We start from the raw sequence: 25,066 nt of genomic DNA, 5'->3' as shown, positions 1-25,066 counted from the left end.
GAATTATCGGGAAATTCCTAGAATATGAATAGTACTGGAAGCAATCATCATTCCCGAGGAGGTACTTTTCATGGAAGTATTAAAAGTTTCAGCAAAATCCAACCCAAATTCCGTTGCCGGCGCACTCGCCGGAGTGCTGCGTGAACGCGGGGCTGCTGAGCTCCAGGCCATCGGGGCGGGCGCTCTGAACCAAGCGATCAAAGCCGTAGCCATAGCTCGAGGATTTGTGGCTCCCAGCGGGGTTGACTTGATCTGCATACCAGCGTTTACAGATATTGTAATTGACGGGGAAGATCGGACGGCCATTAAATTGATTGTAGAACCAAGGTAAAATAAAAAGTGCATATACGGTTGCGCCAGAACACCTGTTTACGTTGTAGACAGGTGTTTTTTGTCTAGAAGGCGGAGTCTGTAAAGGGTTGGGCATCTTTTAAACGGACTCCGTGCAGGAGTTTTTTCTATGTTGAGCCAGGGAGGAAAAGCTGATGAAGGTGATCGACGGGCACTGCGATGTGCTGTTAAAAATGTACTTGGATCCGGCAATCGACTTTTACGACGTTCATACCTCGCCGATGGACGTTACCTATTCCAGAATGCTTCATTCCAATGTAAAGCTGCAATGTTTTGCAATTTATTTGCCTGAACGTATAACTCAGCCTCATTTTGACCATTATTTGGAGTATATAAATATTTTTTATCAAAAGATCGTTCGCAGCGGTCTTATACAGGCCGTCAAAACCCGCGGGGATCTGGAATTGGTCATGAACGGCCGTGTTCCCGGAGCGCTGCTGACATTGGAAGGTGCCGATGCCCTTTACGGAAACCCCCTTTATACGCGTACTCTTTATCACCTGGGGGTTCGCATGATCGGAGTGACATGGAATTATGCGAATTGGGCGGCGGACGGGGTGCTGGAACCCCGGCAAGGCGGGTTTACCCGCAAAGGAAAAAGCTTTATTAAAGATTGCAATGATCTGGGCATCCTATTGGATGTGTCCCACTTGTCGGAAGCGGCATTTTGGGATTTGGCGGCAGCTTCCGCCAAGCCGTTCGTAGCCACGCACTCCAACGTCAAGAGGCTGTGCGGACATCCCAGAAATCTGGACGATGAGCAGATCAGAGCTTTGATTCGTGTGGACGGGCGGATCGGAGTGACATTTGTACCATGGTTCGTGGAAAGCAGCGGGAAGGCAAGCGTTGACGATGTCGTAAGGCATATGGAATATATTTGTGCGTTAGGCGGTGAACGCCAGCTTGTGCTGGGTTCGGATTTTGACGGGATAGACCGTCACATTCCGGGCCTGGAGCATACTGGCCAATATGACCGTTTGGCTGAAGCGCTTTACAAAAAGTTCACAAAAGAGCAAATAGAAGGATTCTTTTATAAGAACTGGCACACATTTTTGAGTCAACACCTTCCCATTCACTGAAATTTAACATCTTTTTTATAGATATAAGACAACTAATACATTCTCAAATTGATATGGATTTAATCTAAAATAACTATCTTTAAAAAATGCTCTAAACCCTTGCTTTTTAATGCTTTACGGCATAAAATTTGTTTGACAGGTGAGAAAAATTTTTTATCTCGCTTCACAAGCGTTTTAGTGTCAAGCTGCAGCGTCAGCGAATTTAAAAGGAGTGGACAACGGTGATTAGCCAATTATCTTGGAAGGTCGGAGGACAACAGGGGGAAGGCGTGGAAAGTACCGATAAAATTTTTTCCACGGCATTGACCAGACTTGGGTACTACTTGTACGGCTACCGTCATTTTTCCTCGCGGATTAAGGGCGGGCACACAAACAACAAAATCAGAATCAGTACAAAACCGATTCGAGCCATTTCTGACGATTTGGACATACTCGTAGCTTTTGACCAAGAGACGATTGATTTGAATGCGCACGAGCTGCGTGAGAACGGCGTCATTATTGCCGATGCAAAAGTAAATCCGGTAGTTCCTGAAGGCGTGAAAGCCAGATTGTTCCCGGTTCCGATTACGGCAATCGCTGAAGAATTGGGCACTTCCTTGTTTAAGAATATGGCTGCTTCGGGCGCATCCTGGGCACTGCTCGGTTTGCCTCTCGAAGTATTTAATAAAGCGGTGGAAGAAGAGTTCGGACGCAAGGGCGCGGCTGTTGTTGAAAAGAACGTAGAAGCGGTTCGTAAAGCGGCGGAATTTGTGCTTGAACTTACGGGCGGTCCTCTTCCGGAGTTTCAATTGGAGCCTGCAGATGGCAAAACGAAGCTGTTCATGATCGGTAACGATGCTATTGGTCTAGGCGCAGTAGCCGCAGGCTGCCGATTCATGCCTGCTTATCCGATCACCCCGGCTTCCGAGATCATGGAATATCTGATCAAGACGCTGCCGAAATTTGGCGGTACGGTCATTCAAACCGAGGATGAAATTGCGGCCTGTACGATGGCGATTGGAGCCAATTACGGCGGGGTTCGCGCATTAACGGCATCGGCTGGCCCCGGCTTGTCTCTGATGATGGAAGCGATCGGTCTTGCCGGTATGACGGAAACGCCTGTCGTTATCGTCGATACGCAGCGCGGCGGTCCGAGTACGGGACTTCCTACCAAACAAGAGCAATCCGACGTGTTGGCCATGATTCACGGGACACATGGTGAAATTCCGAAAATCGTATTGTCTCCTTCTACCATTGAAGAATGCTTCTACGATACGATTGAGGCGTTTAACCTGGCTGAAATTTATCAATGTCCTGTCATTTTGCTTACAGACCTTCAATTGTCGCTGGGCAAACAAACGAGCGAACTGCTCGACTACAATAGAATTCAAATTAACCGCGGAGAATTGCAAACAGGCGATCTGCCGCAGCTTGCAGAGCATCAAATGTTCAAGCGCTATGCTTTCACTGAGAACGGCATTTCCCCTCGTTCGCTGCCTGGTCAAAAGTATGGCATTCACCACGTGACAGGGGTAGAGCATGCTGAAGACGGCCGTCCGTCCGAAAGCCCGGTAAACCGCAAAAAGATGATGGACAAACGGATGGCTAAGTTGAAGCATGTGAAAGTAACCGATCCGATCAAAGTGGATGCTCAGCATGAAAATCCGGATCTCCTGATCATCGGTATGGGATCCACCGGCGGAACGATCGACGAAGCCAGAGGCCGTTTGAACGGCAGAGGCATCACCTCGAACCACATCACGGTTCGCCTGCTTCATCCGTTCCCGGCTGAGGAACTGAAGCCTTATATTGAAAAAGCGAAAAACGTTATTGTCATTGAGAACAACGCAACGGCCCAACTGGCTTCTCTGATCAAACTTAACGTAGGCTATGCCGATAAAATCAAGAGCATGCTGAAATATGACGGTAACCCATTCTTGCCGGCTGAAATCACAAAATACTGTCAGGAGTTGAACCTTGTATGGCAACGTTAAAAGATTTCCGCAACAATATCAAACCGAACTGGTGCCCGGGCTGTGGTGACTTCTCCGTACAGGCGGCGATTCAAAGAGCGGCTGCCAATGTCGGTCTGGAACCGGAACAGCTTGCCGTTGTCTCAGGGATCGGCTGCTCCGGCCGGATTTCCGGTTACATTAATGCTTATGGGTTCCATGGTGTTCACGGACGTTCGCTTCCTATCGCACAAGGCTTGAAAATGGCTAACCGCGAATTGACCGTTATCGCGGCAGGCGGCGACGGCGACGGTTTTGCCATCGGTATGGGTCATACGGTTCATGCGATCCGCCGTAACATTAACATTACCTACATTGTCATGGACAACCAAATTTACGGCTTGACCAAAGGTCAGACTTCTCCGCGCAGCGCTGAGGGCTTCAAGACGAAATCGACCCCTTCAGGTTCGATCGAATCCGCACTGTCCCCGCTGGAAGTGGCTCTGGCTGCAGGCGCAACGTTCGTAGGTCAATCGTTCTCGAGTAACTTGAAGCAGTTGACTACGTTGATCGAAGAAGGAATTAAACATGAAGGCTTCTCCTTTATCAACGTATTCAGCCCATGTGTTACATTCAATAAAGTGAATACCTATGAGTGGTTCAAAGAGCATATCGTTGATCTGGAGGAGACGCCGGATTACGATCCGTCCAATCGTATTGCAGCAATGACCAAGATCATGGAAACCAACAGCCTGGTTACCGGTTTGATCTATCAAGATAAAACCAAAAAGAGCTATGAGAATTTGGTCGCCGGCTTTAAGCCAGAAGGACTTGCTAAGCAAGACTTGAAGATCAGCGAACAAGATTTTGAAAAATTGGTGGCTGAATTTAAATAATTTTCCGAACTTTATTAAAGCATACGGCGCTGGCCGTATGCTTTTTTCGCTTGGGTTGGGTATAATGTGAAGAGAAGTGCAGGCGGAAGAAAAAGGAGTGTAGGGTATGAAGCAGGTGCCTATCGGTGTGTCCGCAAGACATATTCATTTATCGAAGGAGCATATTAAGCTGCTGTTCGGTCCGGATTATGAACTTCAAGTGCTGAAAGAGCTGTCGCAGCCCGGACAGTTTGCGGCAAAAGAAACGGTTACTGTCGTTACCCCCAAAGGGCAAATAGATAAGGTCCGCATTCTTGGTCCGGCGCGCAGTCGATCGCAGCTGGAAATATCCCGAACCGATGCCTTTACACTGGGGATCGACCCGCCTGTAAGAGAATCGGGGCATATTGAGGGAACGCCGGGGATCAGAGTTATTGGCCCTGCCGGGGAGGTCGAACTGGAGGAGGGGGTTATTGTAGCGGCAAGACATATTCATTTTCATACAGACGATGCGGCCAAGTGGGGCATTACGGATAAACAGAAGCTGACCGTTCGAATTGAGGGGGAACGCGCGGTTACATTCGAGCAGGTTATCGCCCGTGTTTCAGATCAATTTGCGCTTGATATGCACATTGATACCGATGAAGCCAACGCCGCGGGCGTGAAGACCGGGGATATCGGTTTTATATTGTCGTAGGATGCGGAGGATTCTTTTGAAATGCATGCCGTATTAATGATATAATAAAGGGTATGATCTTCGCGGCAAATTGCAGTTCAGGAGGAATTCGAGGAATGACGACGACAAAACAAAAATCCGAGAAAGATTATTCGATATATTTTCAGCCTCCTTCTCTCACAGACGCCAAAAAAAGAGGGAAAGAAGACATTGAGGTTCATTACGATTTCAACATCCCCGAAGAGCTGCGTGAGCTCGGGAAGGACAAGTATTATCTGATTCAAACGTACGGCTGTCAAATGAACGAGCATGATACGGAGACGATCAAGGGCTTGCTTGAGCAGATGGGCTATCGAGCGACCGAGGACCGCCGGCAAGCGGATATTATTCTGCTGAATACATGCGCCGTTCGGGAGAACGCGGAAGATAAGGTATTCGGCGAGCTCGGCCACTTGAAGCACCTGAAGACGGAGAAACCGTCGCTGCTGCTCGGCGTTTGCGGCTGTATGTCTCAAGAAGAGGCGGTGGTGAACCGCATTCTCAAGAAGCATCCGTTCGTTGATCTGATTTTCGGTACGCACAACATCCATCGCCTGCCTGTTCTGGTGAAAGAAGCGATGTTCAGCAAAGAGATGGTTGTTGAGGTATGGTCCAAGGAAGGCGACATCATCGAGAACCTGCCTAAGAAGCGCGAAGGAATCAAAGCATGGGTCAACATTATGTACGGCTGCGACAAGTTCTGTACTTACTGTATCGTGCCGTATACGCGCGGAAAGGAACGAAGCCGCCGTCCGGAAGATGTTATTGCAGAGGTACGCGATTTGGCGCGGCAGGGCTTTAAGGAGATTATGCTGCTCGGCCAGAATGTAAATGCATACGGGAAGGATTTTGAAGATTCCAATTACCGTTTTGGGGATTTGATGGACGATATCCGTAAAATAGATATCCCGCGGGTCCGCTTCACTACCTCGCATCCGCGCGATTTTGACGATCACCTGATCGAGGTGCTGGCTAAGAAAGGCAACCTGATGGAGCATATCCACCTTCCGGTGCAATCGGGAAGCAACGAAATTTTAAAGCGAATGAGCCGCAAGTACACGCGTGAGCGTTATTTGGAGCTGGTGAGCAAAATCAAGAAAGCAATCCCCGATGTCGTCTTGACGACAGATATTATCGTGGGTTTTCCCGGCGAAACCGAGGAGCAATTCGAGGAAACCGTTTCGCTTGTGCGTGAAGTTGGCTTTGACAGCGCGTTTACGTTCATTTATTCTCCCCGGGAAGGCACGCCCGCTGCGGATATGGAAGATAATGTTCCTCTTCAAGTGAAAAAAGAACGATTATACCGCCTCAACAATGTCCTTAATGAATTCAGTAAGGCTAGCAACGAGAAGCTGAAGGGCCAAACGCTTGAAGTGTTGGTTGAGGGCGAGAGCAAAAACAATCCGAACGTATTGGCCGGCCGCACGCGTACGAACAAGCTGGTGCATTTTGAAGGGCCGAAGGAGTTGATCGGAAAGTTTGTGCAAGTGAAAATTACAGAAACCCCGACGTTCTATATCAAAGGCGAATGGGTGCAGGAAGCGATAGTTCATTAAGTTAAAGATTAGGGGCGTGTGACGCATATGGCGGAGCAAAAATATACGAATTGCGGCATGGAATTGTACCACAACAAGGATCTAATCGTCCGTGAGGATATTATGGCCAAAGCGAAGGAGCTTGCGGCACTTTTGTCTACTTCCAACGAGGTTCAGTTTTTTCAAAAGGCTGAGAAGCAGATCGCCAATAACGATCATATCCAGTCACTGATCAGCGCCATTAAGAAAAAGCAGAAGGAAATCGTAGCTTTCGAGACTTTCCAGAATCAGAAAATGGTGGACAAAATCGAGAAGGAAATCGAGGAACTGCAAAATGAGCTTGACGCGATTCCGATCGTAAGTGAGTTCAAGCAGTCTCAGGAGGATATCAACTATCTGCTTCAGCTTGTAATGACAGTGATTCGAGATACGATTTCAGAAACGATTACGGTTGAGCAAGGAACGGTAACCAGCTCCTCCTGCAGTGACTAAGATATAACCAAGATGTAACTATAGGACCGATTGTGCATTGTCATAGGGCGCATGTCGGTCTTTTTATTTTACAGAGTCTGGTATATGATTGGAGCGGAAAATAGATACTATTGAGAAAAAAGTGGAAGGAGTACGAAAATGTCAACGACGATGAATCCTATACCGGGTCCTAAGGGGCTGCCCTTTTCGGGTAATTTGTTTGCGTTTCGAAAAGACCCTTTGGGTTTTCTTACGAAAGTGCAGCGCGAATACGGAGATGTAGTGTATATTCGCTTTGGGCCGTCCCGTCATGTCTATTTGATCAGTGACCCGGAGCAGATCAAGGACATTTTGCTTACCAAGCAGCACGCATTTCATAAGGCGAAGGGCTTGCAAACGGCCAAAGCGGTTGTGGGCGAAGGGATTCTCACGAGCGAAGGCGAAAAGCATATGCGGCAGCGAAGGCTGCTGCAGCCTTCCTTTCGCAAGGATCGGATCGGCCAGTATGCGGAAGCGATGGTGGACTATACGGAACACATGCTGCAGACCTGGCGGCCCGGCGAGACGCGCATCGTAACGGAGGACATGATGCAGCTGACGCTCGATATCATCACCCATACGATGTTTGGAACAGGTATTACAAGCGGTATAAACGAAATCGGCCGTGCGATTGAAGTCGGGATGAAATATGTCAGCCATAAGGCCTCGTCGTTTTTGGATATTCCGGAATCCATTCCGACCAAGAGTAATGTGGAGTTTAAGCGGTCGGCCCAAACGCTGGACCGTGTCATCCTCGGTATTATTGAAGAGCGGCGCAAAAAGCCTGATGCCAACAGAGAAGATTTGCTGTCCATGCTGTTGGAGGCCAGGGACGAAGAAACGGGAACGGGGATGAGTGATAAGCAGGTTCGCGATGAGGTGATGACGATCTTTCTGGCTGGACATGAAACGACGGCAAACACGCTGTCCTGGACCTGGTATTTGCTTTCTCAGAATCCGGAAGCGGAGCAGAAGTTTCATGAAGAGCTGGATCGTGTGCTGGGCGGCCGCAGGCCGACACATGACGATATAGACCAATTGAAGTACACCCGGCAGATCGTCTGGGAGTCCATGAGGGTGTACCCTGCTGTCTGGGCCGTGAACCGTCAAGTGGTCAAGGAGGTTGAGATTGGCGGACGCCTTTACAAGCCGGGCGACACCTTGATGATGAGCCAATTCGTCATGCACCGGAACCCCAAATATTATGAGGAGGCAGACCGGTTTCTTCCAGAGCGGTTTGAAGGGGACTTGCTCAAGCAAATTCCTCAGTTTGGCTATTTTCCGTTTGGCGGCGGTCCAAGGGTGTGCATCGGCAATCATTTCGCTCTGATGGAAGCTACGCTGCTTCTTGCAACCATCGGGAGCCGTTACAAGCTGCGGTTAGCGCCCGATCACCACGAGGTGCGGCCGGAACCCCTTGTGACACTTCGACCTAAGAACGGCCTGAAAATGGTGGTGACAGCAAGAAAGGAATAAAATACGGGAAAAGCGGATATGCTTTTTTTACAGAAAATTTAGACTTGAAAGGAGGCTTTGTTGTGGATCTCGTCAGATTTACGATACACCCGAACAATGAGGCCGAGCTTAAGGCTCTGATGGATGAAATCAATGCCCACTCCATTCTCACGGAAACGGAGAAACAGCAGCTATTGGAAGAGCTGAACGACCTGCAATACGAAGTAGAGCAACCCTAAAAATGGACCCTTCTCCGGTTCGAGACTTGAGGGTCTTTGAATGGGTGGGGGAAAAGTCCCCGGAATTCATCTTGTCGGACAGTTGTGTTACAATATAGCGGTAAGCGTGATGTGAGATGAGGTGAATCCCGGTGGAAAAAGACGTTTTAACCCGGTTCGGCGTATCGATGCCGGAGGAATTGATTAAGCAGTTTGACCAGTACATTACGGACCAAGGTTACACCAATCGATCTGAAGCGATACGGGATTTGGTGAGAAGAGTGCTCCTTGAACCCGGGGGGCTGCCGGGGGATCAGCTTGTGGCGGGAACGATTGTGATGGTGTACGATCATCATGTGACGGATCTCCCCTTATATTTGATGGAGCTGCAGCACGATTATCATCATTCTATTATTTCGACAATGCATGTGCATTTGAACCACGACCAATGTCTGGAGATTATCGCTGTCCGCGGCAATCTTTCCGAATTAAGAGAGTTAAAGCAAAAAATTCAGGTGCAAAAGGGCGTTTTATACGCGGAGTTATCCGTTACTTACGTGGATGAACACGGATCAACCGGATCAAAGCATCAGCATACATAAATCAAAGACCCGGAGTTATCGCTAACCGGGTCCTCATTTGTTACGAACGCGGGATGAAAATAGGGTAGGCTCCATGAATGGAGCAAAGGAGGTTCGGCTGACGGGCTGTCGGCTAAGAGCAGAATAGGTGAAGAAGGGGACACTAGGGAAAAAATCCTCTTGCTTCTTTCATAAATTTGTCATCGAATAACGCAGGACGAAGTATTTTTTCGAACGGAATTGTGGTATTTTGATAGACAAAAGCAAAAATCAGCTATCCGCAACCGAAAGGGGTCTATACGTTACATGGCGACAATCATACTGCTGCTTTGCTTGATTGTGATGGGTTCTTTCTTCAGTGTTTCCTTTGTTCTATTTTTTCAGAAAAAAAAGACCTTGGGATTTCTTTTCATAGCTCTTGGATTCATTAGCGCCTTCTTCTTTTACTATGCGATCTTTAATGGCTGGCTTGCTCTGCCGGAGGCTAAGTAAACGCAATGGACGGACGTAATCGTAAAGATATAACGCCAGGTGCGGAAGTGGATATTGTGCTGAAGCAGGATCAGCGAACAGGCAAGCTGACCCGCGGAATCGTAAAGGATCTGCTGACCAAGTCATCTGTGCATCCGCATGGCATTAAAGTGAGGCTGACAGACGGCCAAGTCGGACGAGTCAAGCAAATCATCAAGCCCTGAATAGAAATAGTTTGCAGCCTTCCCGCGTACAATGAAAACAGCAGAGGGAAGGAGAGTTTGCGGATGGAAACGTTCGGCAGAGGGTGTCTGTACCTTGTGATCGGCTTCATTGTTGTTTTTGTCTTCGCATGGATCACACGGAGTACAATCAACATTCCCTGGTTTATTTTGATTCCTCTTGTGATTTTGGCTTTCTGGATAGCAGGTAAAAAGGGCAAATGAGCAAAGGACCTGGATCAGCCTCTTTGGATCATTGTAATGGACTGCCGTTGTATCCGGAAAGACCACCTTCGCATGCCCATTTGTTTCAGGGATGGTCCTCACTCGTGCTTGGCCATGTCCATCTCGTCGAATTTTTTACTTATCCGGTCAACGGAAGCGCGACGGATCAGCATGTGCATACATATCAAGGTCATACTTCAGTAGCTGTCGGACACTTTCATCGTTTCATCGGAAGGACAGGTTGCGCAATCCCGCTGCCGGACGGCTCGCATTATCATGACATAGACGCTATTGTTGACGAGGAACCTTTTGAGTTCAAAAAAGGCTATTATGTTACGGTAAGCCGGATAAAACCGCATACCCATGAATTTAAGGGATTTACCGGAACCGGACTCGGCTACGAACCTGCAGAGGGGTAAGGATAGAGTGTTGAAAGAAGAGACTTGGCTCATGGGCCGAGTCTTTTTTAATTCCGACGAATTCAGTGTATTCTGATGAGTTTACCTACATTATTCCATTATGGATAAAACACTAGATAAAAATGGATTATATACTATTTATTTTAAATAAAATTGAAAGAAATTTTCGTTTTTATTGGCATCATTCCAAAAATAGACGAATTGATTATTCCAAATTGAAATAAAGTTAGGTATAATAGAGGTACGATATTGGAAAGCGGGGAGGGAGTCTCGTGAAAAGCCGGAAACATACTTTCAACCAATGGGCGAATATATTTTGGACATTTTTCAAAATCGGCCCTGTCACCTTCGGCGGCGGATACGCGATGATTCCAGCCATCGAAAGGGAAGTCATCAATAAGCGGCACTGGATTACGCAGGATGAGATGAGTGGAGTCTTGTCGGTGGCCGGGTCGGCGCCGGGAGGAATCGGGGTCAACGCAGCCGCATTCATCGGGTACCGATTGGCGGGAATTCCGGGAGCTGCGGCGGCGGTAGCCGGCATGACACTGCCGACGTTCGTTATCGTGTTCTTATTGAGCCTTGGCTTCAGCCAGGTGGTTGATTATCCAAAAGCAACTGCGGCATTTCAAGGCATTCAAGGCGCGATTGCGGCGTTAATTATCATCTCGGCATACAACATGGGCAAATCATCCGTGGTGGATCGAACGACATTGGTCACGGCAGCATGTACGGTCGTCCTGCTGCTGGTGTTTCATTTGTCCCCTCTGCTTGTCATTGTCGCCGGGCTCATCATCGGACATTTACTTGTTCTTATTAAAAACAAACTTGGGGTTGTTGTGCGCTACAATAAAGAAGCTGCAGCAACTACGACATCTACGGGCTATAAATATGCGGATTATTATATAGCCGACGGGATTTGACGGATCGGGGTGTCCCCTATGCTTTGGAGCTTGTTTTATGTATTTTTGCAAATCGGGTTCGTATCGTTTGGCGGCGGCTATGCGATGATCCCTGTCATCCATCATCAAGTTCTTCAATACGGGTGGATTTCCGAAAAGGAATTTTCCGAACTGGTGGCACTTGCGGGGATGTCGCCTGGACCGATTGCCACCAACAGCGCAACCTTAATAGGTTATAAAACGGCCGGTCTCGCCGGAGCGGCGGTTTCCACACTGGGAATGATTCTTCCTTCTCTGCTGCTTATCATTCTGATTTCCGCTTTCTTTTATAAAGTGCAAAAGGCCGATTGGGTGAAAGCGACGTTTTACGGATTAAAGCCTGTAGTGACGGGAATGATTATTTACGCAGCGATTCACTTTGGCATACCGAACGGTGGTTCCGGTTTGCTTTCCTGGCAAACAGCCGGTACCTTGATTATCATGGCGCTTTGTATTATTGCGCTGCTGAAATACCGGATGCACCCGTTTGCGGTGATCGTCTTGTCAGGACTGCTCGGTATTGCATTCTTTTAACAATAACTGAATGAATACGTTTTTCTTGCTTCTGCTTGTGGTACAATGAGGGTTGGATTGTTGGATTATCGGAGTGATGCTCATTGTTGAAACTGCCTGTAGAATCGATCCTTCCGGAATTGAAGGACAAATTAAAAACGCATACCAACGCGGTGCTGATTGCTGCGCCGGGGGCAGGGAAGACGACCCGCGTACCGCTTGAGCTTCTTTCCGAGCCTTGGCTTGGCTCCCGCAAGATCATTATGCTGGAGCCCCGGCGTTTGGCCGCAAGGGCCGCTGCACGCTTCATGGCTGCGATGCTTGGAGAGCAGGTGGGAGAGACCGTCGGATACCGGGTGCGTTCGGATACAAACGTCAGTACCAAAACGCGAATCGAAGTCATCACCGAAGGGGTATTGACCCGTATGCTGCAGAGCGATCCCTCCCTGGAAGGGGTAGGACTCGTCATCTTTGACGAGTATCATGAACGCAGCATGCAGGCCGATCTGGGACTGGCCTTATGTCTGGAAGCCCAGGCTGTTCTTCGTGAGGATTTGCGGCTGCTGGTGATGTCCGCCACATTGGACGCCGCGCCCATAGCCGCGCTGATGCATGATGCGCCGGTCATCGTGAGTGAAGGCCGAAGCTTTCCCGTGGAGACCCGATACTTGAGCCGTCGGCCGGAAGGACGAATAGAACCTGTGGTCGTAAGGGAAATCATCCGCGGGCTGTCGGAAGGGGAAGGCGATCTTCTGGTCTTTTTGCCGGGTGCTGCCGAGATTCGGCGGGTAGAAAGTCTCCTGGCCGGCATGAACTTGGGAGCTAATATCCGAGTGGCTCCGCTGTACGGCCAAATGCCGCAGAAAGCGCAGGATCGCGCGGTGGCGCCATGCGGTCCCGGCGAACGCAAGATTGTACTGGCGACGTCGATCGCCGAATCCAGCCTCACCGTGGAAGGGGTAAGGATAGTTGTGGACAGCGGGTTGATGCGGGTGCCGCGCTTCTCGCCGCGTACAGGAATGACTCGGCTTGAGACGGTGCCCGTTTCCCGCGCTTCAGCGGATCAACGGCGCGGGCGGGCGGGCCGTCAGGCACCCGGCCTATGCTTTCGGCTGTGGACGGAACAGGAAGAGAGAAACTTCGCGCAGTATACAACGCCGGAAATATTGGAAGCCGATCTCGCTCCGCTGGCGCTCGAGTTGGCCGCCTGGGGCGTGTCCGATCCGGAACAGTTATCCTGGCTGGATCCGCCGCCGGCCGCTGCGTACTCACAGGGCCGCAACCTGCTCAAGCAGCTTGGCGCACTCGATGCAGCGGGAGCGATCACGGCTTACGGACGCCGGATGGTGGAGCTCGGGATGACGCCCAGATTGGCGCATATGGTGCTTCAGGCGATTCCTTTGGGCTATGGAGGGCTGGCTTGCGAACTTGCGGCGCTGCTTAGCGAACGGGACATGCTGCGCTTTGAGGCTGGCGTTCCCGATGCGGATTTGAGGCTGCGCGTGGAAGCGCTGGCCCGCCCGGAGGCACTTCCTGCCGGGGTTACGGTCGACCCCTCGATCAGGCAAAGAGTGAAGATGGAAGCCAAGCATTGGAAGCATTCGCTCGGATTACCGCTGCAGCAGGAAGCGGCAAATGCCGAAGCGTGCGGCTGGCTGCTCGCTTACGCTTACCCGGACCGGATAGCACAAAGAAGAGGCGGCGGACGTTATTTGCTCAGCAGCGGTCGGGGGGCCGTCTTCGGAACACAGCAGCCCTTATCTTATGCGCCTTATGCAGTTGCGGCCGAGCTTGATGATCAAGGAGCGGAGAGCCGAATTCACTTGGCGGCTCCGTTGGATGCGGATGTCATATACAGACATCATGCGGAACGTATTGTAACGGAAGATACGGTCGCCTGGGATGGCGGTTCCCAGTCGGTTAGGTCAAGACGGTGCGATCGGCTCGGAGCGCTGGTTTTGCGGGAGGAACCTCTGTCAAACCCGGATCCGGATAAATGGCTGGAGGCATTGCTTGACGGAATCGCAGAGGAAGGCTTAACCATACTGCCATGGACCAAAGGGGCCAAACAGCTGCGTCAGCGTATGGGTTACATGCAGAGGCATCATCCCGATTGGCCTGACGTATCGGAGTCCGGTCTTATCGCCGGCCTGAAACACTGGCTTGCTCCGCATGTGTATGGCATGAGAAGCCGAGACGATCTTCAGCGGGTGAATCTGACGGCTGCGCTCGAATCCATGCTGTCGTGGCCGCAGAAGCAAGCCTTGGATGAGAGTGTCCCGACACATATCGTGGTGCCGAGCGGCTCGCGCATTCCTGTCGATTACAGCGATCCCGACGCACCTGTCCTGGCCGTACGCCTGCAGGAGCTGTTCGGACTTCAGGAGACGCCGCGTATCGCAGGGGGGAAAGTGCCCCTTGTGCTGCACCTGCTGTCCCCGGCGCAACGCCCCGTACAAGTGACGAGGGATTTAGCAAGCTTTTGGCGGGAGGCTTATTTTGAAGTGAAGAAAGATTTGAAGGGGCGGTATCCGAAGCACTATTGGCCGGATGATCCGCTCGCCGCCATTCCGACGCATCGCGCCAAGCCGCGAAACCAGGTATAAGCCCGGCGGCTGTTATGGATGATACCTGAATTTGCCCCATCGCAAAGGACATAGGAAAAGCCGCACCGGATTTCCCGGGCGGCTTGCTTTATGCTAATAGCGGAAAACATTCGATCTCGTTTGGCCGCTGCGCAGAAGCCGCCAACCCAAATAGATCAACACTGCGGCAATCACCAAATTGAGCAGCTTCAACAGCCAATACAGCATCAGTCCGACCCCGGCGGCCATCATCAGAGCGCTGCAGACTTTTTTCAAAGTGGAATCCGCCTCCATCCACAGCTTGTAGCCGAAGCCGACCATCACCAGAGCGACCAGATAAGCGAGCAGAGCGGCCAATCCGCCCCAAGCGATTAATCCCCAAACCCCGATCACGATCATAACGGCACCGCTCACGCTTTTTATATTCCATTTCATCGCTGTTCACCCGTCCTTTTACGGATTGTCTTTGTTTTTATTGTAAACGAAGGGCGGCTGGCTGAAAACCGTCCGAAGACGGTTCGTTAACTGGACCTTGGTCGAGCACCGGGTCCGGAGCTGTTTTCATGGGATTAGGCATTTTCTTCAGAGAGCGATATAATTAGTAATATAATGGATAAAGATAAAAGGAGACGACATGGCGTTTAAATCCAGGTTTTTAACTATATATTTCGGGTTATTCGCTCTGTATGCCATTTTGATTGGCATCTATTTGTGGCTGACTTCAGGCGATCAGATCCCGGATGCCCTTAAAGGAACCGCCGCAGATCCCGCCACATTTTTGACGGAAACTCAGCTGCAGCAAAGCGAGGTTTATTCCGTACTGCGCAATTGGCTCTTTTTTATCGGTTATCCTTGGGAATGGGCGATTTATCTCGTGCTGTTGTTCACCGGTACTGCCGCGCGATGGCAGGAGAAGCTGGCGAACACAGCCATGCCGGGTTATGTCCGGTTTCCTGTATTCGTGCTTTGGCTGAGCCTTGTTTCTTTTGCCGCTCTGCTGCCGCTTCGATTGGCCGGATACGCCCTGGCCCGTTACTACGGCGTATCGACCCAAGCAGTCTGGAGCTGGATCCGGGACAATTCGGTTTCATTCTCGATCCATTATGTGATGCTGGCGCTTGTCTCTTCCGTCGCATTCTTCTTTATTCGCCGCGGAGGACGCTGGTGGCTGAAGCTGTGGCTGCTGTCCGTGCCGTTCATTCTCTTTCTGATGTATATACAGCCCGTGGTTATTGATCCGCTCTACAACGAGTTTAACCGGCTTTCCAACCCGCAGCTCGAGCAGAAAATTTTAGCTTTGGCGGATAAAGCGGATATTCCGGCGCACAGGGTGTATGAAGTGAAGGTGTCGGAGAAGACGAATGCGCTGAACGCTTATGTCAACGGGATCGGCTCCAGCCTGCGGATTGTGCTTTGGGATACGACGCTGCAGAGGCTGGACGAGAATGAGATTCTGCTGATCATGGCTCATGAGATGGGTCATTATGCGATGCACCATTTGGAGTGGAGTGCTTTGGGTTCCGTTGCCTCCTCATTTTTCCTGCTTTGGATTGGCAGCATGCTCTATAAGGCGATGATTCGGCGGTGGGGCTCTCGATGGGGCATTCGAAAAGCGGGTGATGCTGCCGCCCTTCCGGTACTGCTGCTCATTATTTCCCTGCTTTCCTTTGCCTTCAGTCCTGCGGCCAATTTCATATCCAGACAGGCGGAGCGGTCGGCTGACGAGTATGCGATTCGTTTAATCGGCAGTACGGAAGGAGCGGTGACAATGTACCAGAAGCTTGCCGCAGCTTCTCTTAGTGAAATGAATCCGCCGCTGCTGGTGAAGCTGTTCCGGTCCACCCATCCAAGCTTGATGGAACGCATTGCAGGTGTTCGGATTCATGAAGAAAGAAAATAAGGAGTTGCAGCTATACTTGATGTGCGGAATGGCCACGTCACCGGATTTTATGGAAGACTTCCGGTATGAGCTAAGCAGACGGATGATAAAAGCGGGCTTGTCCGCGACCTCGCAGCTTTTATTCCCGTACGGGGATTGGAGCCGCAAAGCGGCTGCCCAAATGCTCGAGATTACCCATGATACGGCGCTTGGCCCTAAACAGTTTGCACGTTCTGTCGGAGGACGCCGGGCAGCGCAAGAGGTTAGCAGAGGCCATGCGGCATTTCGCGGAATTCGTGTGTTCATCGGTCATAGCGGGGGCGGAGTGGCAGCAGCGCATGCGTCCCGCCTTTTGCTGCAGGATTACGCTGAAAAAGATGCTCTCAGGCACTTCATTATTCAAATCGGTTCGCCTAAGTGTGCTGTGCATCCTGAAGATCGGCAGGACACGCTCTATATCAGATTCGGCGGGGATGGCCGCAGGACGGATCCCGTGACCCGTATGGGCAGTTGGGGAGGATGGCAAAAAGCGGCGGGAAGATGGTGGCGCTGGAATCCGGAAAAGTACGCGCCGGCAAGCCGTGTTCAGCTTTCTTTAATCGGAGGCCATGCCGATTATTTCAGGCGCCATGATCCTTTTGTCTCTGGGGAAGGCGTGTCCAATCTGGAGATAATGACGGATTGCATCCAACGCTGGCTGAAGGAGAGAATGAATGCAGCCGCCATGCTTTAATTACAGGGTCCCCGACCCGAAAAATAGCCTTGCAAACGCTTACCGTATAACTTATGATATAGTAAATTTATTCATAGGAGAGGACTGATGCAGCATATGAGAGTGTGTGAAATCACCGTACGCAGAGATATGGAAGCGCAGGAGCTGCAGTGGATATCGCATCAAGCCAGCCTATTTAGTTCGGATGTCATGTTCAAGTATGAAAACCTGAATCTTCAATTGGATGCCAAAAGTTTATTGGGGATGATGCTGCTTCCCATTCGGCGAGGTACGAAGCTGACGGTTCAAACGAGAGGAAAAGACGAACTTGAAGCGTTGGAGCATCTCATTCTCTTATTGGAGAAACAAGATGCACCGCGCGAACAAGGCTAATTTCATGAACCCGCGGGATCGGGGTTTTTGAGGTTATTGCCGCTGATCGCGTTTTAACTGCACATCAAGCACAAACGTGCCGAACGGAACGAGCGATGCGATCAAAGCGCCGATTCCCCGCATAATCGACCAACGATGCACGAACATCACCTGCGCAACCGCGATAAGGAATAGAATGAAGAGCAGCCCGTGCAGCGCTCCTACGATCCTGACGGCCATAGGAAAATCGGCAAAATATTTGAGCGGCATGGCGATCAAGAGGAGCACAAGATAAGATATCCCTTCGTACAAAGCGGCGAGACGAAGACGCCCTAAAGGCGTTCTCCATGTCATAAATGCACACCTCCTTATAATACAATACTTTCATTATATACCAATTTTGCGGCAGATCTATGGCTGAATTTATTTGTTCGGAATATGTTCAATTTGTCGGTTCGTTTCATCATGGAGACAGGGAAAATATAGCTTGTGAAAGAGGTTGAAAATTCCGCTTTTTTGATTCACAATGGGTAAGGGTCTGTACCGGACGAGAACTCCATCATTTCCAAACATCGGGCGATAGCAAAGGAGGCTTGCCGCATGAACGGGCTCGAAATCGTGAGTACCATCGTGGTTATGAACGTGGTGTATGTATCTCTATTTACGATCCGTATCATTCTCGTAATGAAAGCAAGGCGATTGTTGGCCGCTTTGATCAGCATGGCTGAAGTGTTCATCTATTTAATGGCATTAAATATTGTACTGAAAAATATTGATGAACCAATTAATCTGGCCGCGTATTGTCTTGGCTGGGGTGCAGGCGTATGGCTTGGCATTAAAATAGAGGAATGGCTGGCGCTTGGGTATACGACTCTGCAGATTGTAGTCGATCATGAAGCAAACTTGCTTCCGCTCCAGCTGCGTGAGAAAGGCTTTGGCGTGACGAGCTGGTTGGCGGAGGGCCGGGATGGCCCCCGGTTGGTCATGCAGGTGCTTGCCAAACGGAATCAAGAAAAAAATCTGATGAAGCTCATTGAAAATATCGCGCCCAAGGCCTTCGTGATTTCGTATGAACCTCGGACGTTCCGCGGCGGGTTCTGGACCAAAATTCTGAAGCGCTAACCGCTTCAAGAAGAGCAATAGACCCTTTATTTGTTCTGCGGCTCTTTTATGCTGTTGCTGCGTTCCTCATATTGATCTTATGATGTTGTCATTTACCAAGGAGTATGGAGAAGACTAAAATCCCGTGCGGCAGGTCGTTTCACGCAGTAATTCAAGCACTCCGGCATTCGCCGGATATCTTTGTCCTTCAGTGCTCCGAGCGCAGCGATCTGAAGCCAATTGCGTTTAAGCAAATAATCGCTCTCGTACTGCAGTTCAAAGCCTTGGTCGTACAAGTTGAAAAGGAACGGCTCCGAACGAGCTGACGCAATCCAGCGCCAGAAGAAGCCCGTGTCTGCTGCTAATTTGTTTCAATCGATCCAGATCGTTCAAGACTCCGGTGGAAGTCTCCCCATGAACCGCCCACATCCATCCGTACCCTCCAGAGTTCGCGGTTTCCTCCAAACGCTCGTAATCCAAGGGCTCTCCATAGGGGGATGGAATGACATCAAAATCCAGATCCCAGCGGCAGATGACGATAAAGCTTGAGCTCCCGGGTTGTACCCGAATGATGCCCATATCATACTCATGACGGCTCAAATAACGGTCCAAGAAACGTATTAAACCATATAAAAGCGAAAAGGCTTCTTCCGGCATTGCGTGCTCCCGCATTGCCGCTGCCCAGCGTACGTAAATCTCTCCCGTCCTTTAAGCGGACGATCCAATACCCTGCAAAAAAGCCTCCCAGCAAATAATTTAAGACCAGCATACTTGCTTCCATCCATTGCATCTCCACCATACTCCCAAGCAACCGCCGTATTCTTGAGCCTAACCCTAGCTAGGATCATTTTTATATTAAGGCCTGAAGCTTCGTGCAAAAAGTACTATTTTGATCTAGTACTTGGTCATCAGTTCGCTTCTTTACATGAAACGGGGATTGCGGGATTTGTCGGCTTATCCGTTTCGTGTCTGCGATGAGCTTTGAATGGCGAAGGTAGGCATCGGTTATGTAAACGAGGAATATAATGGTGTTATGACCGTAGTGAATAAGTAATCTGGTGATGAAGTTAAGAAATGACTGCGCGAGGAATACATGAAGCTTTCAAACCTTGGAATTTGTTTCATGACCGGACTCCGAGGTGAAGTACTGCATGTGTATATCGGGAAGGGGGAAGGAGAGATGCCGGCTAAAGTGGAGCGGGACTTAGGAGGACAAGCTTCTTATGGCGGCTCCGGCAAAACTCCCGGTATGGGGAGATCCACAAAACCGCGGCTTCGCTGGACAAGCTTTCTGCTAAACCTTTACTGCCGGTTCCAAGACGATGATGTTCCCGCCATGGGTGCGCAGCTGACTTATTACTTGATACTGTCCTTTTTTCCTTTCCTTATCTTCGTTATTGCGGTTCTCAGCTTTACCGATCTTCACACTCGGGACGGGATCGGGAGCCTGGCTCAGATCATGCCGGACACGTCCATCCAGTTGATTCAGAGCGTGCTTCAAGAAATGGATGGCTCGAACAGCGGTTCTCTGCTTTCTCTCGGTTTAGCGGCCGCTTTATGGTCAGCGTCCAACGGAGTCAATGCGGTCATCAAGGCTTTGAACAAGGCTTACGATGAAGAGGAGAACAGACCTTACTGGAAGGTTCGCGGTATTTCCGTACTGTTCACCGTTATTTTGGCGATGGGGATATTATTTACGTTCATCATGCTGGTCTTCGGCCGACTGATCGGAGAGGCGCTATACAGCTTCTCGCTTATGCCCGGCAGCTTCGAGACCTTTTGGAGAATCGGCCAGTTTGCCATTCCTTTGGTTGTTATGGTAATTGTGTTCGCGCTCTTGTACCGCTATACGCCGAATTTGCGGCTGACTTTCAGGGAAGTGCTGCCCGGGGCCGTTTTCGCGACCTTGGGCTGGGTGGTTACATCATTGTTGTTTTCGTTTTATGTGAACAACTTCGGCAGCTACACCAAAACATACGGAAGCATCGGAGGCATCATTGTGCTGCTCATGTGGCTTTATTTGTCAAGCATGATTATCGTGCTGGGGGGCGAGATGAATGCCGTGCTGCATTGTCACAAGGAAGGAAAACGGAGGCCAAGCTGCAAAACATTTGCGTTCGCTCTGCCCTTGCCTTTCGGCAAGAAAAATCGGCACAAATGAAGAATACCCATAGTTTTCAACAGCCGGAAAAAGAGCTGTCGACCAAACAGCACCGCAATGGCAGCTAAACAAGCGTACGGGAACCGCCTGAGGGCGGTTTTTTTGCATGGATCGGCGACGCCTTTACTCGCTAAGCAGACTTGACAGAATGCATCGGAGCGGATATCGTCTTTCTATGAGCCAAGACGTTTCTGGATTTGGGCAGCGGAAATCAACCATCAAACCGTACAGGGGGAGCCGCGGTGGAATTATGGATGATCTATTGGATTACAATCAATTTTGTCGCATTTTTCATCATGGGATACGATAAATCTCAGGCGAAAAAAGGCAGCCGGAGAATAGCCGAGCATACGCTTTTTCTTATTGCTGCGGCCGGAGGAGCTTTAGGCATGTGGTTCGGCATGCGAAAATGGAGACATAAGACAAAGCATGTTTCTTTTGTATACGGAATTCCGCTGCTTGTTGTCTTTAACGCGGCGATCGCTTTTTATTTCGGCTCAGCCTGATGCGGCTCCGAGTCCTATCGATGTTGGAGGATGTCTATGGAGGCAAGAATGGACTATGTTTTGCTTCCCGTTGTTAATTTCATCGAAAAACACTGTCTGAACTGGTTTCGGGCAGTGTTTTTTTTATGCTGCGGCTAGTGACGGAAAGAAACGTCTGTGTTACACTATTAATTATTCGTGACACGATCAAATATAAAAAGATTCGGAGTGGAAAAAAGTGAAGAGGCAATTCTTTCGCATGACCCTGGTATTCATTGCGGCATGTTTTCTGATCAGCCTTATGGCAGGCTGTTCGAAGGAAACGGAGCAGCGTTCGGAAACGAACAATGAAGAACTTATACTGGCTGTTGGTTCCGAACCGGATACAGGCTTTGACCCGACTGCCGGCTGGGGACGTTACGGGTCGCCGCTTTTCCAAAGCACACTGCTGAAGCGGGATCATGAACTTCGCATCGTCAATGACCTCGCGACCGGCTACGAAATTAGCGGAGACGGGAAGGTATGGACGGTGAAGCTTCGCAACGATGCAAAGTTTTCCGACGGCAAGCCGTTAACTGCGCAGGACGTGCAGTATACATTTGAGACCGCTGCAAAGAGCGGCTCGGTCATTGATCTGACGAATATGCAAAGCGTAAAAGCCATCGACGAATATACCGTGCAGTTTACTTTGAAAGAAGCGCAGTCGCCCTTCATCTATTTGCTGGTTACGACAGGGATCGTTCCAAAGCATGCGCACGGCCCGAATTATGCGTCCAACCCGGTCGGATCGGGGCCTTATCGGCTCGTGCAGTGGGATAAAGGACAGCAGTTGATTGTGGAGGCGAATCCGGAATATTACGGGACCAAGCCTTTCTTTAAGAAGCTGACGTTTTTGTTTCTGAATGAGGATGCTGCTTTTGCCGCAGCCAAGGCCGGTAAGGTGGACATTTCGTACATCCCCGCTGCATTCAGCAAGCAGACGGTGGAAGGAATGCGCCTTGAAGCCGTACGCACCGTCGATAACAGAGGGATTGTATTTCCTGTTGTCCCTTCCGGCGGCAAAACAAAAGACGGTCATCCGATCGGTAACGATGTAACGGCCGATATCGCCATTCGCAAAGCGATAAATATGGCGATCGACCGCAATGCCCTTGTAAAGGGCGTGCTGGAGGGGTATGGAACCCCGGCATACACGGTCAACGACGGTCTTCCTTGGTCAAACCCGAAAACGGTCTTCCCGGACGCTGATCTGGAAGGAGCCAAAAGTCTGTTGGCGAATGCCGGCTGGAAGGACTCCGACGGCGACGGCATTGTAGAGAAGGGCGGCTTGAAAGCGGAATTCCCGCTCATCTATCCGGCCAGCGATGTGACGCGCCAGTCTCTTGCGATTGCGGCAGCGGATCATATCAAGGCGATAGGCATTAACATCAAGGTCGAAGGCAAGAGCTGGGACGATATCAAAACGATGATGCACTCCAGTGCCGTGTTGTTCGGCTGGGGAAGCCACGACCCGCTCGAGATGTACAATCTGTTCAGCACGAAATATCGCGGTATCGAATATTACAACGCCGGCTATTACAGTAATCCGGTCGTCGATCAATATATGGAGCAAGCGCTGAAGGCGACCAGTGAGGAAGCGGCCATGGAGTTCTGGAAAAAAGCGCAGTGGGATGGTACCACCGGTGTAAGCGCCTTGGGCGATGCGCCTTGGGCATGGCTTGTGAATATCGATCATCTGTATTTGGTCAAGGACGGACTCGATATCGGAAAGCAGAAAATACACCCTCATGGTCACGGATGGCCGGTGACGGACAACATCGAAGAGTGGAAATGGCTGAAATAGAGGGAGAACGGAGTCATTACCCCATGATGCGAAGCATGATTACATTTATATGGATGAAGAGCATACGGCTTGTCTTTCTCCTGGTGGCCATCAGCTTTATTTCCTTTCTGCTCGTAAGCTACTCTCCGATCGATCCGATTCAAGCCTACGTCGGAGCCGATATGATGCGGGTAAGTCCGGAGCAGCGGGAACAAATTGCCCAATATTGGGGGTTGGACAAGCCTTTGTTGGAGCGCTTTTTTCATTGGGGAGCCGCCGTGCTGCAGGGGGATTTGGGAATCTCCATGATGTACCGCCTTCCGGTTGGGGAAGTGATCGCCGAACGGTTTGCCGCATCCTTTGCGCTAATGGGAGTCTCGTGGGTTTTATCGGGACTCATTGGTTTTACTGCGGGTGTAATCGCTGCGATGAATAAAGATACATGGCTGGACAAGCTGATCAAATGGTACTGTTATACGTTGGCTTCCACTCCCGCCTTCTGGCTGGGTCTGGTGCTGCTGATTTTCTTTGCCGTGTGGCTGGGCTGGTTTCCGATCGGCCTGGGTGTTCCGGCCGGGGTACTCGCCGAGAACGTCACATGGGGGGATAGATTGCTTCATATGACATTGCCCGCACTGACGTTAAGCGTCATCGGCATCGCCCCCATCGCGCTGCATACGAGGCAGAAGCTGCTGGACGTGCTCGCAAGCGATTATATTTTGTTTGCCAGAGCCCGCGGAGAGCGCGGATTTTGGCTGTTTTGGAGACACGGTTTGCGCGCAGTGGCGCTGCCGGCAGTGACCTTGCAGTTTACAGGCTTCAGCGAGCTGTTTGGCGGAGCCGTGCTGGCGGAGCAGGTGTTTTCGTACCCGGGTTTGGGTCAGGCCACGGTGGAAGCGGGCCTTCGGGGCGATGTCCCGCTTCTGCTTGGCATCGTCCTGTTCAGCGCGGTGCTCGTCTTTACGGGAAATACAGTTGCAGATCTGATCTATCGCGCGATAGATCCCAGGATCAGGGAGGGGCGTTCCGTATGAAGAGGGATATCGCCCCCGAACGCCGCATCCTCCGTTCTGCATCCAAATGCAATCCAAGACAGAGGGCTTTGTTCCTGGCTGTGTCTGCGGCTGTTCTCATAGCAGGAACATGGTTCACAGGGCATTGGCTGGGTGACGTAAGCTTATCGACCCATCTGGAACTGCGCAATCGGGTTCCGTCTCTTGCTCATCCTTTCGGCACGGACTGGCTGGGAAGGGATATGTTTACACGCACCTTAAAAGGATTGACCCTGAGCATACAAGTCGGAATGATGGCTGCGGTTGCGAGTGTAAGCATTGCCGCCGTTCTGGGGCTGCTCGCCGCAACGATGGGGAAAACGGTTGATCGCATCATCGGCTGGTTGATCGATTTGTTTTTGAGTGTGCCTCATCTGGTCACGCTTATTTTGATCAGCTTTGTTCTGGGCGGCGGAGTCAGAGGGGTTGTCATCGGGATTGCCCTGACCCATTGGCCGAGTCTGGCGCGCATTATCCGTGCCGAAGTGCTGCAGCTGCGTTCGTCCGAGTTTGTTCAGATTTCGCGGCGATTCGGGAAGTCCCGCTGGTGGGTAGCCGTTAGACATATGACGCCTCATTTGATCCCCCAGCTGTTGGTGGGCCTGCTGCTTATTTTTCCGCATGCGATCCTGCATGAGGCGGCGATTTCGTTCTTGGGCATGGGATTGTCTCCTCATCAGCCGGCCATCGGTATCATCCTGTCCGAGTCTATGCGATATTTATCGACCGGCTTATGGTGGCTGGCGTTTTTTCCGGGCCTTTGTTTGCTGATCATTGTACGGGCCTTCGATACGGCAGGTGAAAATCTGCGGCTGCTCCTGGAAACGCACAGGTCGAATGAGTAGTTTTTTGGGGTC

At 50.5% G+C, this 25,066-nt stretch carries 29 protein-coding genes; 25 read left to right on the top strand and 4 right to left on the bottom strand.

What is annotated here, in order from left to right; genetic code table 11:
• Window positions 1-70: 70 nt before the first annotated feature.
• The 16 genes from NR121_RS01080 to hrpB all read left to right on the top strand — a co-directional run bounded on the left by NR121_RS01080 (window position 71) and on the right by hrpB (window position 14,646).
• Window positions 71-331: a stage V sporulation protein S gene (locus NR121_RS01080; RefSeq protein ID WP_006286829.1), complete on the top strand. Its 261-nt coding sequence runs from the start codon at window positions 71-73 to the stop codon at window positions 329-331.
• A 154-nt stretch (window positions 332-485) separates the two neighbouring features.
• Window positions 486-1,430, top strand: a complete 945-nt coding sequence (locus NR121_RS01075) for a dipeptidase (RefSeq protein ID WP_054818121.1) — start codon at window positions 486-488, stop codon at window positions 1,428-1,430.
• 221 nt (window positions 1,431-1,651) lie between these two features.
• Window positions 1,652-3,403 (top strand): 2-oxoacid:acceptor oxidoreductase subunit alpha, encoded by a 1,752-nt coding sequence (locus tag NR121_RS01070; RefSeq protein ID WP_074728473.1) that lies wholly within the window; start codon window positions 1,652-1,654, stop codon window positions 3,401-3,403.
• Window positions 3,391-4,257, top strand: a complete 867-nt coding sequence (locus tag NR121_RS01065) for a 2-oxoacid:ferredoxin oxidoreductase subunit beta (RefSeq protein WP_054818122.1) — start codon at window positions 3,391-3,393, stop codon at window positions 4,255-4,257. The genes NR121_RS01070 and NR121_RS01065 overlap by 13 nt, the downstream gene beginning before the upstream one ends.
• Before the next feature lie 106 nt (window positions 4,258-4,363).
• On the top strand, window positions 4,364-4,933 hold the full coding sequence (gene pduL / locus NR121_RS01060; RefSeq protein WP_062408042.1) for a phosphate propanoyltransferase: 570 nt from the start codon (window positions 4,364-4,366) through the stop codon (window positions 4,931-4,933).
• A 95-nt stretch (window positions 4,934-5,028) separates the two neighbouring features.
• The gene (miaB, locus tag NR121_RS01055) at window positions 5,029-6,507 is read left to right on the top strand and encodes a tRNA (N6-isopentenyl adenosine(37)-C2)-methylthiotransferase MiaB (protein ID WP_062408044.1); all 1,479 of its coding nucleotides are present in this window, start codon (window positions 5,029-5,031) and stop codon (window positions 6,505-6,507) included.
• A gap of 27 nt (window positions 6,508-6,534) precedes the next feature.
• Complete coding sequence (locus NR121_RS01050) at window positions 6,535-6,978, top strand: YlbF/YmcA family competence regulator (RefSeq protein ID WP_054818157.1); 444 nt, start codon at window positions 6,535-6,537, stop codon at window positions 6,976-6,978.
• Between the two features lie 138 nt (window positions 6,979-7,116).
• Entirely contained in the window at window positions 7,117-8,472 is a 1,356-nt protein-coding gene (locus NR121_RS01045; RefSeq protein WP_139170816.1) for a cytochrome P450, read from the top strand.
• Window positions 8,473-8,534: 62 nt separating this feature from the next.
• Window positions 8,535-8,690 carry a hypothetical protein gene (locus tag NR121_RS01040; protein ID WP_162492396.1) on the top strand — a complete coding sequence of 52 codons (156 nt, stop codon included), beginning with the start codon at window positions 8,535-8,537 and terminating at the stop codon, window positions 8,688-8,690.
• A gap of 131 nt (window positions 8,691-8,821) precedes the next feature.
• Complete coding sequence (gene nikR, locus NR121_RS01035) at window positions 8,822-9,271, top strand: nickel-responsive transcriptional regulator NikR (protein WP_074728475.1); 450 nt, start codon at window positions 8,822-8,824, stop codon at window positions 9,269-9,271.
• 476 nt (window positions 9,272-9,747) lie between these two features.
• Entirely contained in the window at window positions 9,748-9,945 is a 198-nt protein-coding gene (locus NR121_RS01030) for a YwbE family protein (RefSeq protein ID WP_054818124.1), read from the top strand.
• A 63-nt stretch (window positions 9,946-10,008) separates the two neighbouring features.
• On the top strand, window positions 10,009-10,167 hold the full coding sequence (locus NR121_RS01025) for a hypothetical protein (RefSeq protein ID WP_175471989.1): 159 nt from the start codon (window positions 10,009-10,011) through the stop codon (window positions 10,165-10,167).
• A complete protein-coding gene (locus tag NR121_RS01020; RefSeq protein WP_062408047.1) occupies window positions 10,164-10,586 on the top strand; it encodes a YmaF family protein in 423 nt (140 codons plus the stop codon). Before NR121_RS01025 ends, NR121_RS01020 begins: the two co-directional genes overlap by 4 nt.
• 272 nt (window positions 10,587-10,858) lie before the next feature.
• The gene (locus tag NR121_RS01015) at window positions 10,859-11,509 is read left to right on the top strand and encodes a chromate transporter (protein WP_082660709.1); all 651 of its coding nucleotides are present in this window, start codon (window positions 10,859-10,861) and stop codon (window positions 11,507-11,509) included.
• Between the two features lie 18 nt (window positions 11,510-11,527).
• Complete coding sequence (locus NR121_RS01010) at window positions 11,528-12,061, top strand: chromate transporter (protein WP_054818127.1); 534 nt, start codon at window positions 11,528-11,530, stop codon at window positions 12,059-12,061.
• Window positions 12,062-12,144: 83 nt separating this feature from the next.
• On the top strand, window positions 12,145-14,646 hold the full coding sequence (gene hrpB / locus NR121_RS01005; protein WP_256830189.1) for an ATP-dependent helicase HrpB: 2,502 nt from the start codon (window positions 12,145-12,147) through the stop codon (window positions 14,644-14,646).
• Window positions 14,647-14,739: 93 nt separating this feature from the next.
• Here hrpB and NR121_RS01000 read toward each other — a convergent pair whose 3' ends face one another.
• Window positions 14,740-15,060, bottom strand: a complete 321-nt coding sequence (locus NR121_RS01000; protein WP_062408051.1) for a hypothetical protein — start codon at window positions 15,058-15,060, stop codon at window positions 14,740-14,742.
• Between the two features lie 199 nt (window positions 15,061-15,259).
• On the opposite strand from NR121_RS01000, the gene NR121_RS00995 reads away from it, so the two are divergent.
• From NR121_RS00995 to NR121_RS00985, 3 genes are all read left to right on the top strand, one after another.
• Window positions 15,260-16,525, top strand: a complete 1,266-nt coding sequence (locus NR121_RS00995; RefSeq protein ID WP_256830187.1) for a M48 family metallopeptidase — start codon at window positions 15,260-15,262, stop codon at window positions 16,523-16,525.
• Window positions 16,509-17,237 (top strand): hypothetical protein, encoded by a 729-nt coding sequence (locus NR121_RS00990; protein ID WP_256830185.1) that lies wholly within the window; start codon window positions 16,509-16,511, stop codon window positions 17,235-17,237. Before NR121_RS00995 ends, NR121_RS00990 begins: the two co-directional genes overlap by 17 nt.
• Window positions 17,238-17,324: 87 nt before the next feature.
• Window positions 17,325-17,609 carry an HPr family phosphocarrier protein gene (locus NR121_RS00985; RefSeq protein WP_235594270.1) on the top strand — a complete coding sequence of 95 codons (285 nt, stop codon included), beginning with the start codon at window positions 17,325-17,327 and terminating at the stop codon, window positions 17,607-17,609.
• A 33-nt stretch (window positions 17,610-17,642) separates the two neighbouring features.
• Here NR121_RS00985 and NR121_RS00980 read toward each other — a convergent pair whose 3' ends face one another.
• Window positions 17,643-17,942: a DUF3817 domain-containing protein gene (locus tag NR121_RS00980; RefSeq protein ID WP_054818129.1), complete on the bottom strand. Its 300-nt coding sequence runs from the start codon at window positions 17,940-17,942 to the stop codon at window positions 17,643-17,645.
• 246 nt (window positions 17,943-18,188) lie between these two features.
• Between NR121_RS00980 and NR121_RS00975 the strand changes: the two genes are divergently transcribed.
• Window positions 18,189-18,710: a DUF2179 domain-containing protein gene (locus tag NR121_RS00975; protein ID WP_054818130.1), complete on the top strand. Its 522-nt coding sequence runs from the start codon at window positions 18,189-18,191 to the stop codon at window positions 18,708-18,710.
• Window positions 18,711-18,965: 255 nt separating this feature from the next.
• Here the strand turns inward: NR121_RS00975 and NR121_RS00970 are convergent, their stop codons facing one another.
• Together NR121_RS00970 and NR121_RS00965 are read right to left on the bottom strand one after the other, a co-directional pair.
• Entirely contained in the window at window positions 18,966-19,268 is a 303-nt protein-coding gene (locus NR121_RS00970) for a pyridoxal-phosphate-dependent aminotransferase family protein (RefSeq protein ID WP_054818131.1), read from the bottom strand.
• A gap of 7 nt (window positions 19,269-19,275) precedes the next feature.
• Entirely contained in the window at window positions 19,276-19,479 is a 204-nt protein-coding gene (locus NR121_RS00965) for a glycerol-3-phosphate acyltransferase (RefSeq protein WP_074728483.1), read from the bottom strand.
• Between the two features lie 333 nt (window positions 19,480-19,812).
• Between NR121_RS00965 and NR121_RS00960 the strand changes: the two genes are divergently transcribed.
• The 5 genes from NR121_RS00960 (at window position 19,813) to NR121_RS00940 (ending at window position 25,054) form a co-directional block, all read left to right on the top strand.
• On the top strand, window positions 19,813-20,850 hold the full coding sequence (locus NR121_RS00960; protein ID WP_249929551.1) for a YihY/virulence factor BrkB family protein: 1,038 nt from the start codon (window positions 19,813-19,815) through the stop codon (window positions 20,848-20,850).
• Between the two features lie 254 nt (window positions 20,851-21,104).
• Window positions 21,105-21,356, top strand: a complete 252-nt coding sequence (locus NR121_RS00955) for a DUF1294 domain-containing protein (protein WP_062410884.1) — start codon at window positions 21,105-21,107, stop codon at window positions 21,354-21,356.
• Window positions 21,357-21,636: 280 nt separating this feature from the next.
• Window positions 21,637-23,178: an ABC transporter substrate-binding protein gene (locus tag NR121_RS00950; RefSeq protein WP_256830289.1), complete on the top strand. Its 1,542-nt coding sequence runs from the start codon at window positions 21,637-21,639 to the stop codon at window positions 23,176-23,178.
• Between the two features lie 26 nt (window positions 23,179-23,204).
• Window positions 23,205-24,191: an ABC transporter permease gene (locus NR121_RS00945; RefSeq protein ID WP_375162500.1), complete on the top strand. Its 987-nt coding sequence runs from the start codon at window positions 23,205-23,207 to the stop codon at window positions 24,189-24,191.
• Complete coding sequence (locus NR121_RS00940) at window positions 24,188-25,054, top strand: ABC transporter permease (protein ID WP_074728386.1); 867 nt, start codon at window positions 24,188-24,190, stop codon at window positions 25,052-25,054. The genes NR121_RS00945 and NR121_RS00940 overlap by 4 nt, the downstream gene beginning before the upstream one ends.
• The last annotated feature ends 12 nt before the right edge of the window (window positions 25,055-25,066 follow it).

Source organism: Paenibacillus sp. Pae15, assembly GCF_024519685.1.
GTDB classification, from domain to species: Bacteria; Bacillota; Bacilli; order Paenibacillales; family NBRC-103111; genus Paenibacillus_G; species Paenibacillus_G naphthalenovorans.
The sequence above is the reverse complement of the archived record's forward strand: the minus strand, read 5'-3'. Positions and strand labels throughout refer to the sequence as shown.

What these genes read in the sequence shown, in the direction of transcription:
- NR121_RS01080 (WP_006286829.1), top strand. Translation starts at nt 71, where the DNA reads ATGGAAGTATTAAAAGTTTCAGCAAAATCCAACCCAAATTCCGTTGCC.
- NR121_RS01075 (WP_054818121.1), top strand. Translation starts at nt 486, where the DNA reads ATGAAGGTGATCGACGGGCACTGCGATGTGCTGTTAAAAATGTACTTG.
- NR121_RS01065 (WP_054818122.1), top strand. Translation starts at nt 3,391, where the DNA reads ATGGCAACGTTAAAAGATTTCCGCAACAATATCAAACCGAACTGGTGC.
- pduL (WP_062408042.1), top strand. Translation starts at nt 4,364, where the DNA reads ATGAAGCAGGTGCCTATCGGTGTGTCCGCAAGACATATTCATTTATCG.
- miaB (WP_062408044.1), top strand. Translation starts at nt 5,029, where the DNA reads ATGACGACGACAAAACAAAAATCCGAGAAAGATTATTCGATATATTTT.
- NR121_RS01050 (WP_054818157.1), top strand. Translation starts at nt 6,535, where the DNA reads ATGGCGGAGCAAAAATATACGAATTGCGGCATGGAATTGTACCACAAC.
- NR121_RS01045 (WP_139170816.1), top strand. Translation starts at nt 7,117, where the DNA reads ATGTCAACGACGATGAATCCTATACCGGGTCCTAAGGGGCTGCCCTTT.
- NR121_RS01030 (WP_054818124.1), top strand. Translation starts at nt 9,748, where the DNA reads ATGGACGGACGTAATCGTAAAGATATAACGCCAGGTGCGGAAGTGGAT.
- NR121_RS01025 (WP_175471989.1), top strand. Translation starts at nt 10,009, where the DNA reads ATGGAAACGTTCGGCAGAGGGTGTCTGTACCTTGTGATCGGCTTCATT.
- NR121_RS01020 (WP_062408047.1), top strand. Translation starts at nt 10,164, where the DNA reads ATGAGCAAAGGACCTGGATCAGCCTCTTTGGATCATTGTAATGGACTG.
- NR121_RS01010 (WP_054818127.1), top strand. Translation starts at nt 11,528, where the DNA reads ATGCTTTGGAGCTTGTTTTATGTATTTTTGCAAATCGGGTTCGTATCG.
- NR121_RS01000 (WP_062408051.1), bottom strand. Translation starts at nt 15,060, where the DNA reads ATGAAATGGAATATAAAAAGCGTGAGCGGTGCCGTTATGATCGTGATC.
- NR121_RS00995 (WP_256830187.1), top strand. Translation starts at nt 15,260, where the DNA reads ATGGCGTTTAAATCCAGGTTTTTAACTATATATTTCGGGTTATTCGCT.
- NR121_RS00990 (WP_256830185.1), top strand. Translation starts at nt 16,509, where the DNA reads ATGAAGAAAGAAAATAAGGAGTTGCAGCTATACTTGATGTGCGGAATG.
- NR121_RS00985 (WP_235594270.1), top strand. Translation starts at nt 17,325, where the DNA reads ATGCAGCATATGAGAGTGTGTGAAATCACCGTACGCAGAGATATGGAA.
- NR121_RS00980 (WP_054818129.1), bottom strand. Translation starts at nt 17,942, where the DNA reads ATGACATGGAGAACGCCTTTAGGGCGTCTTCGTCTCGCCGCTTTGTAC.
- NR121_RS00975 (WP_054818130.1), top strand. Translation starts at nt 18,189, where the DNA reads ATGAACGGGCTCGAAATCGTGAGTACCATCGTGGTTATGAACGTGGTG.
- NR121_RS00970 (WP_054818131.1), bottom strand. Translation starts at nt 19,268, where the DNA reads ATGGGCATCATTCGGGTACAACCCGGGAGCTCAAGCTTTATCGTCATC.
- NR121_RS00965 (WP_074728483.1), bottom strand. Translation starts at nt 19,479, where the DNA reads ATGCAATGGATGGAAGCAAGTATGCTGGTCTTAAATTATTTGCTGGGA.
- NR121_RS00960 (WP_249929551.1), top strand. Translation starts at nt 19,813, where the DNA reads ATGACCGGACTCCGAGGTGAAGTACTGCATGTGTATATCGGGAAGGGG.
- NR121_RS00955 (WP_062410884.1), top strand. Translation starts at nt 21,105, where the DNA reads ATGATCTATTGGATTACAATCAATTTTGTCGCATTTTTCATCATGGGA.
- NR121_RS00950 (WP_256830289.1), top strand. Translation starts at nt 21,637, where the DNA reads ATGGCAGGCTGTTCGAAGGAAACGGAGCAGCGTTCGGAAACGAACAAT.
- NR121_RS00945 (WP_375162500.1), top strand. Translation starts at nt 23,205, where the DNA reads ATGCGAAGCATGATTACATTTATATGGATGAAGAGCATACGGCTTGTC.
- NR121_RS00940 (WP_074728386.1), top strand. Translation starts at nt 24,188, where the DNA reads ATGAAGAGGGATATCGCCCCCGAACGCCGCATCCTCCGTTCTGCATCC.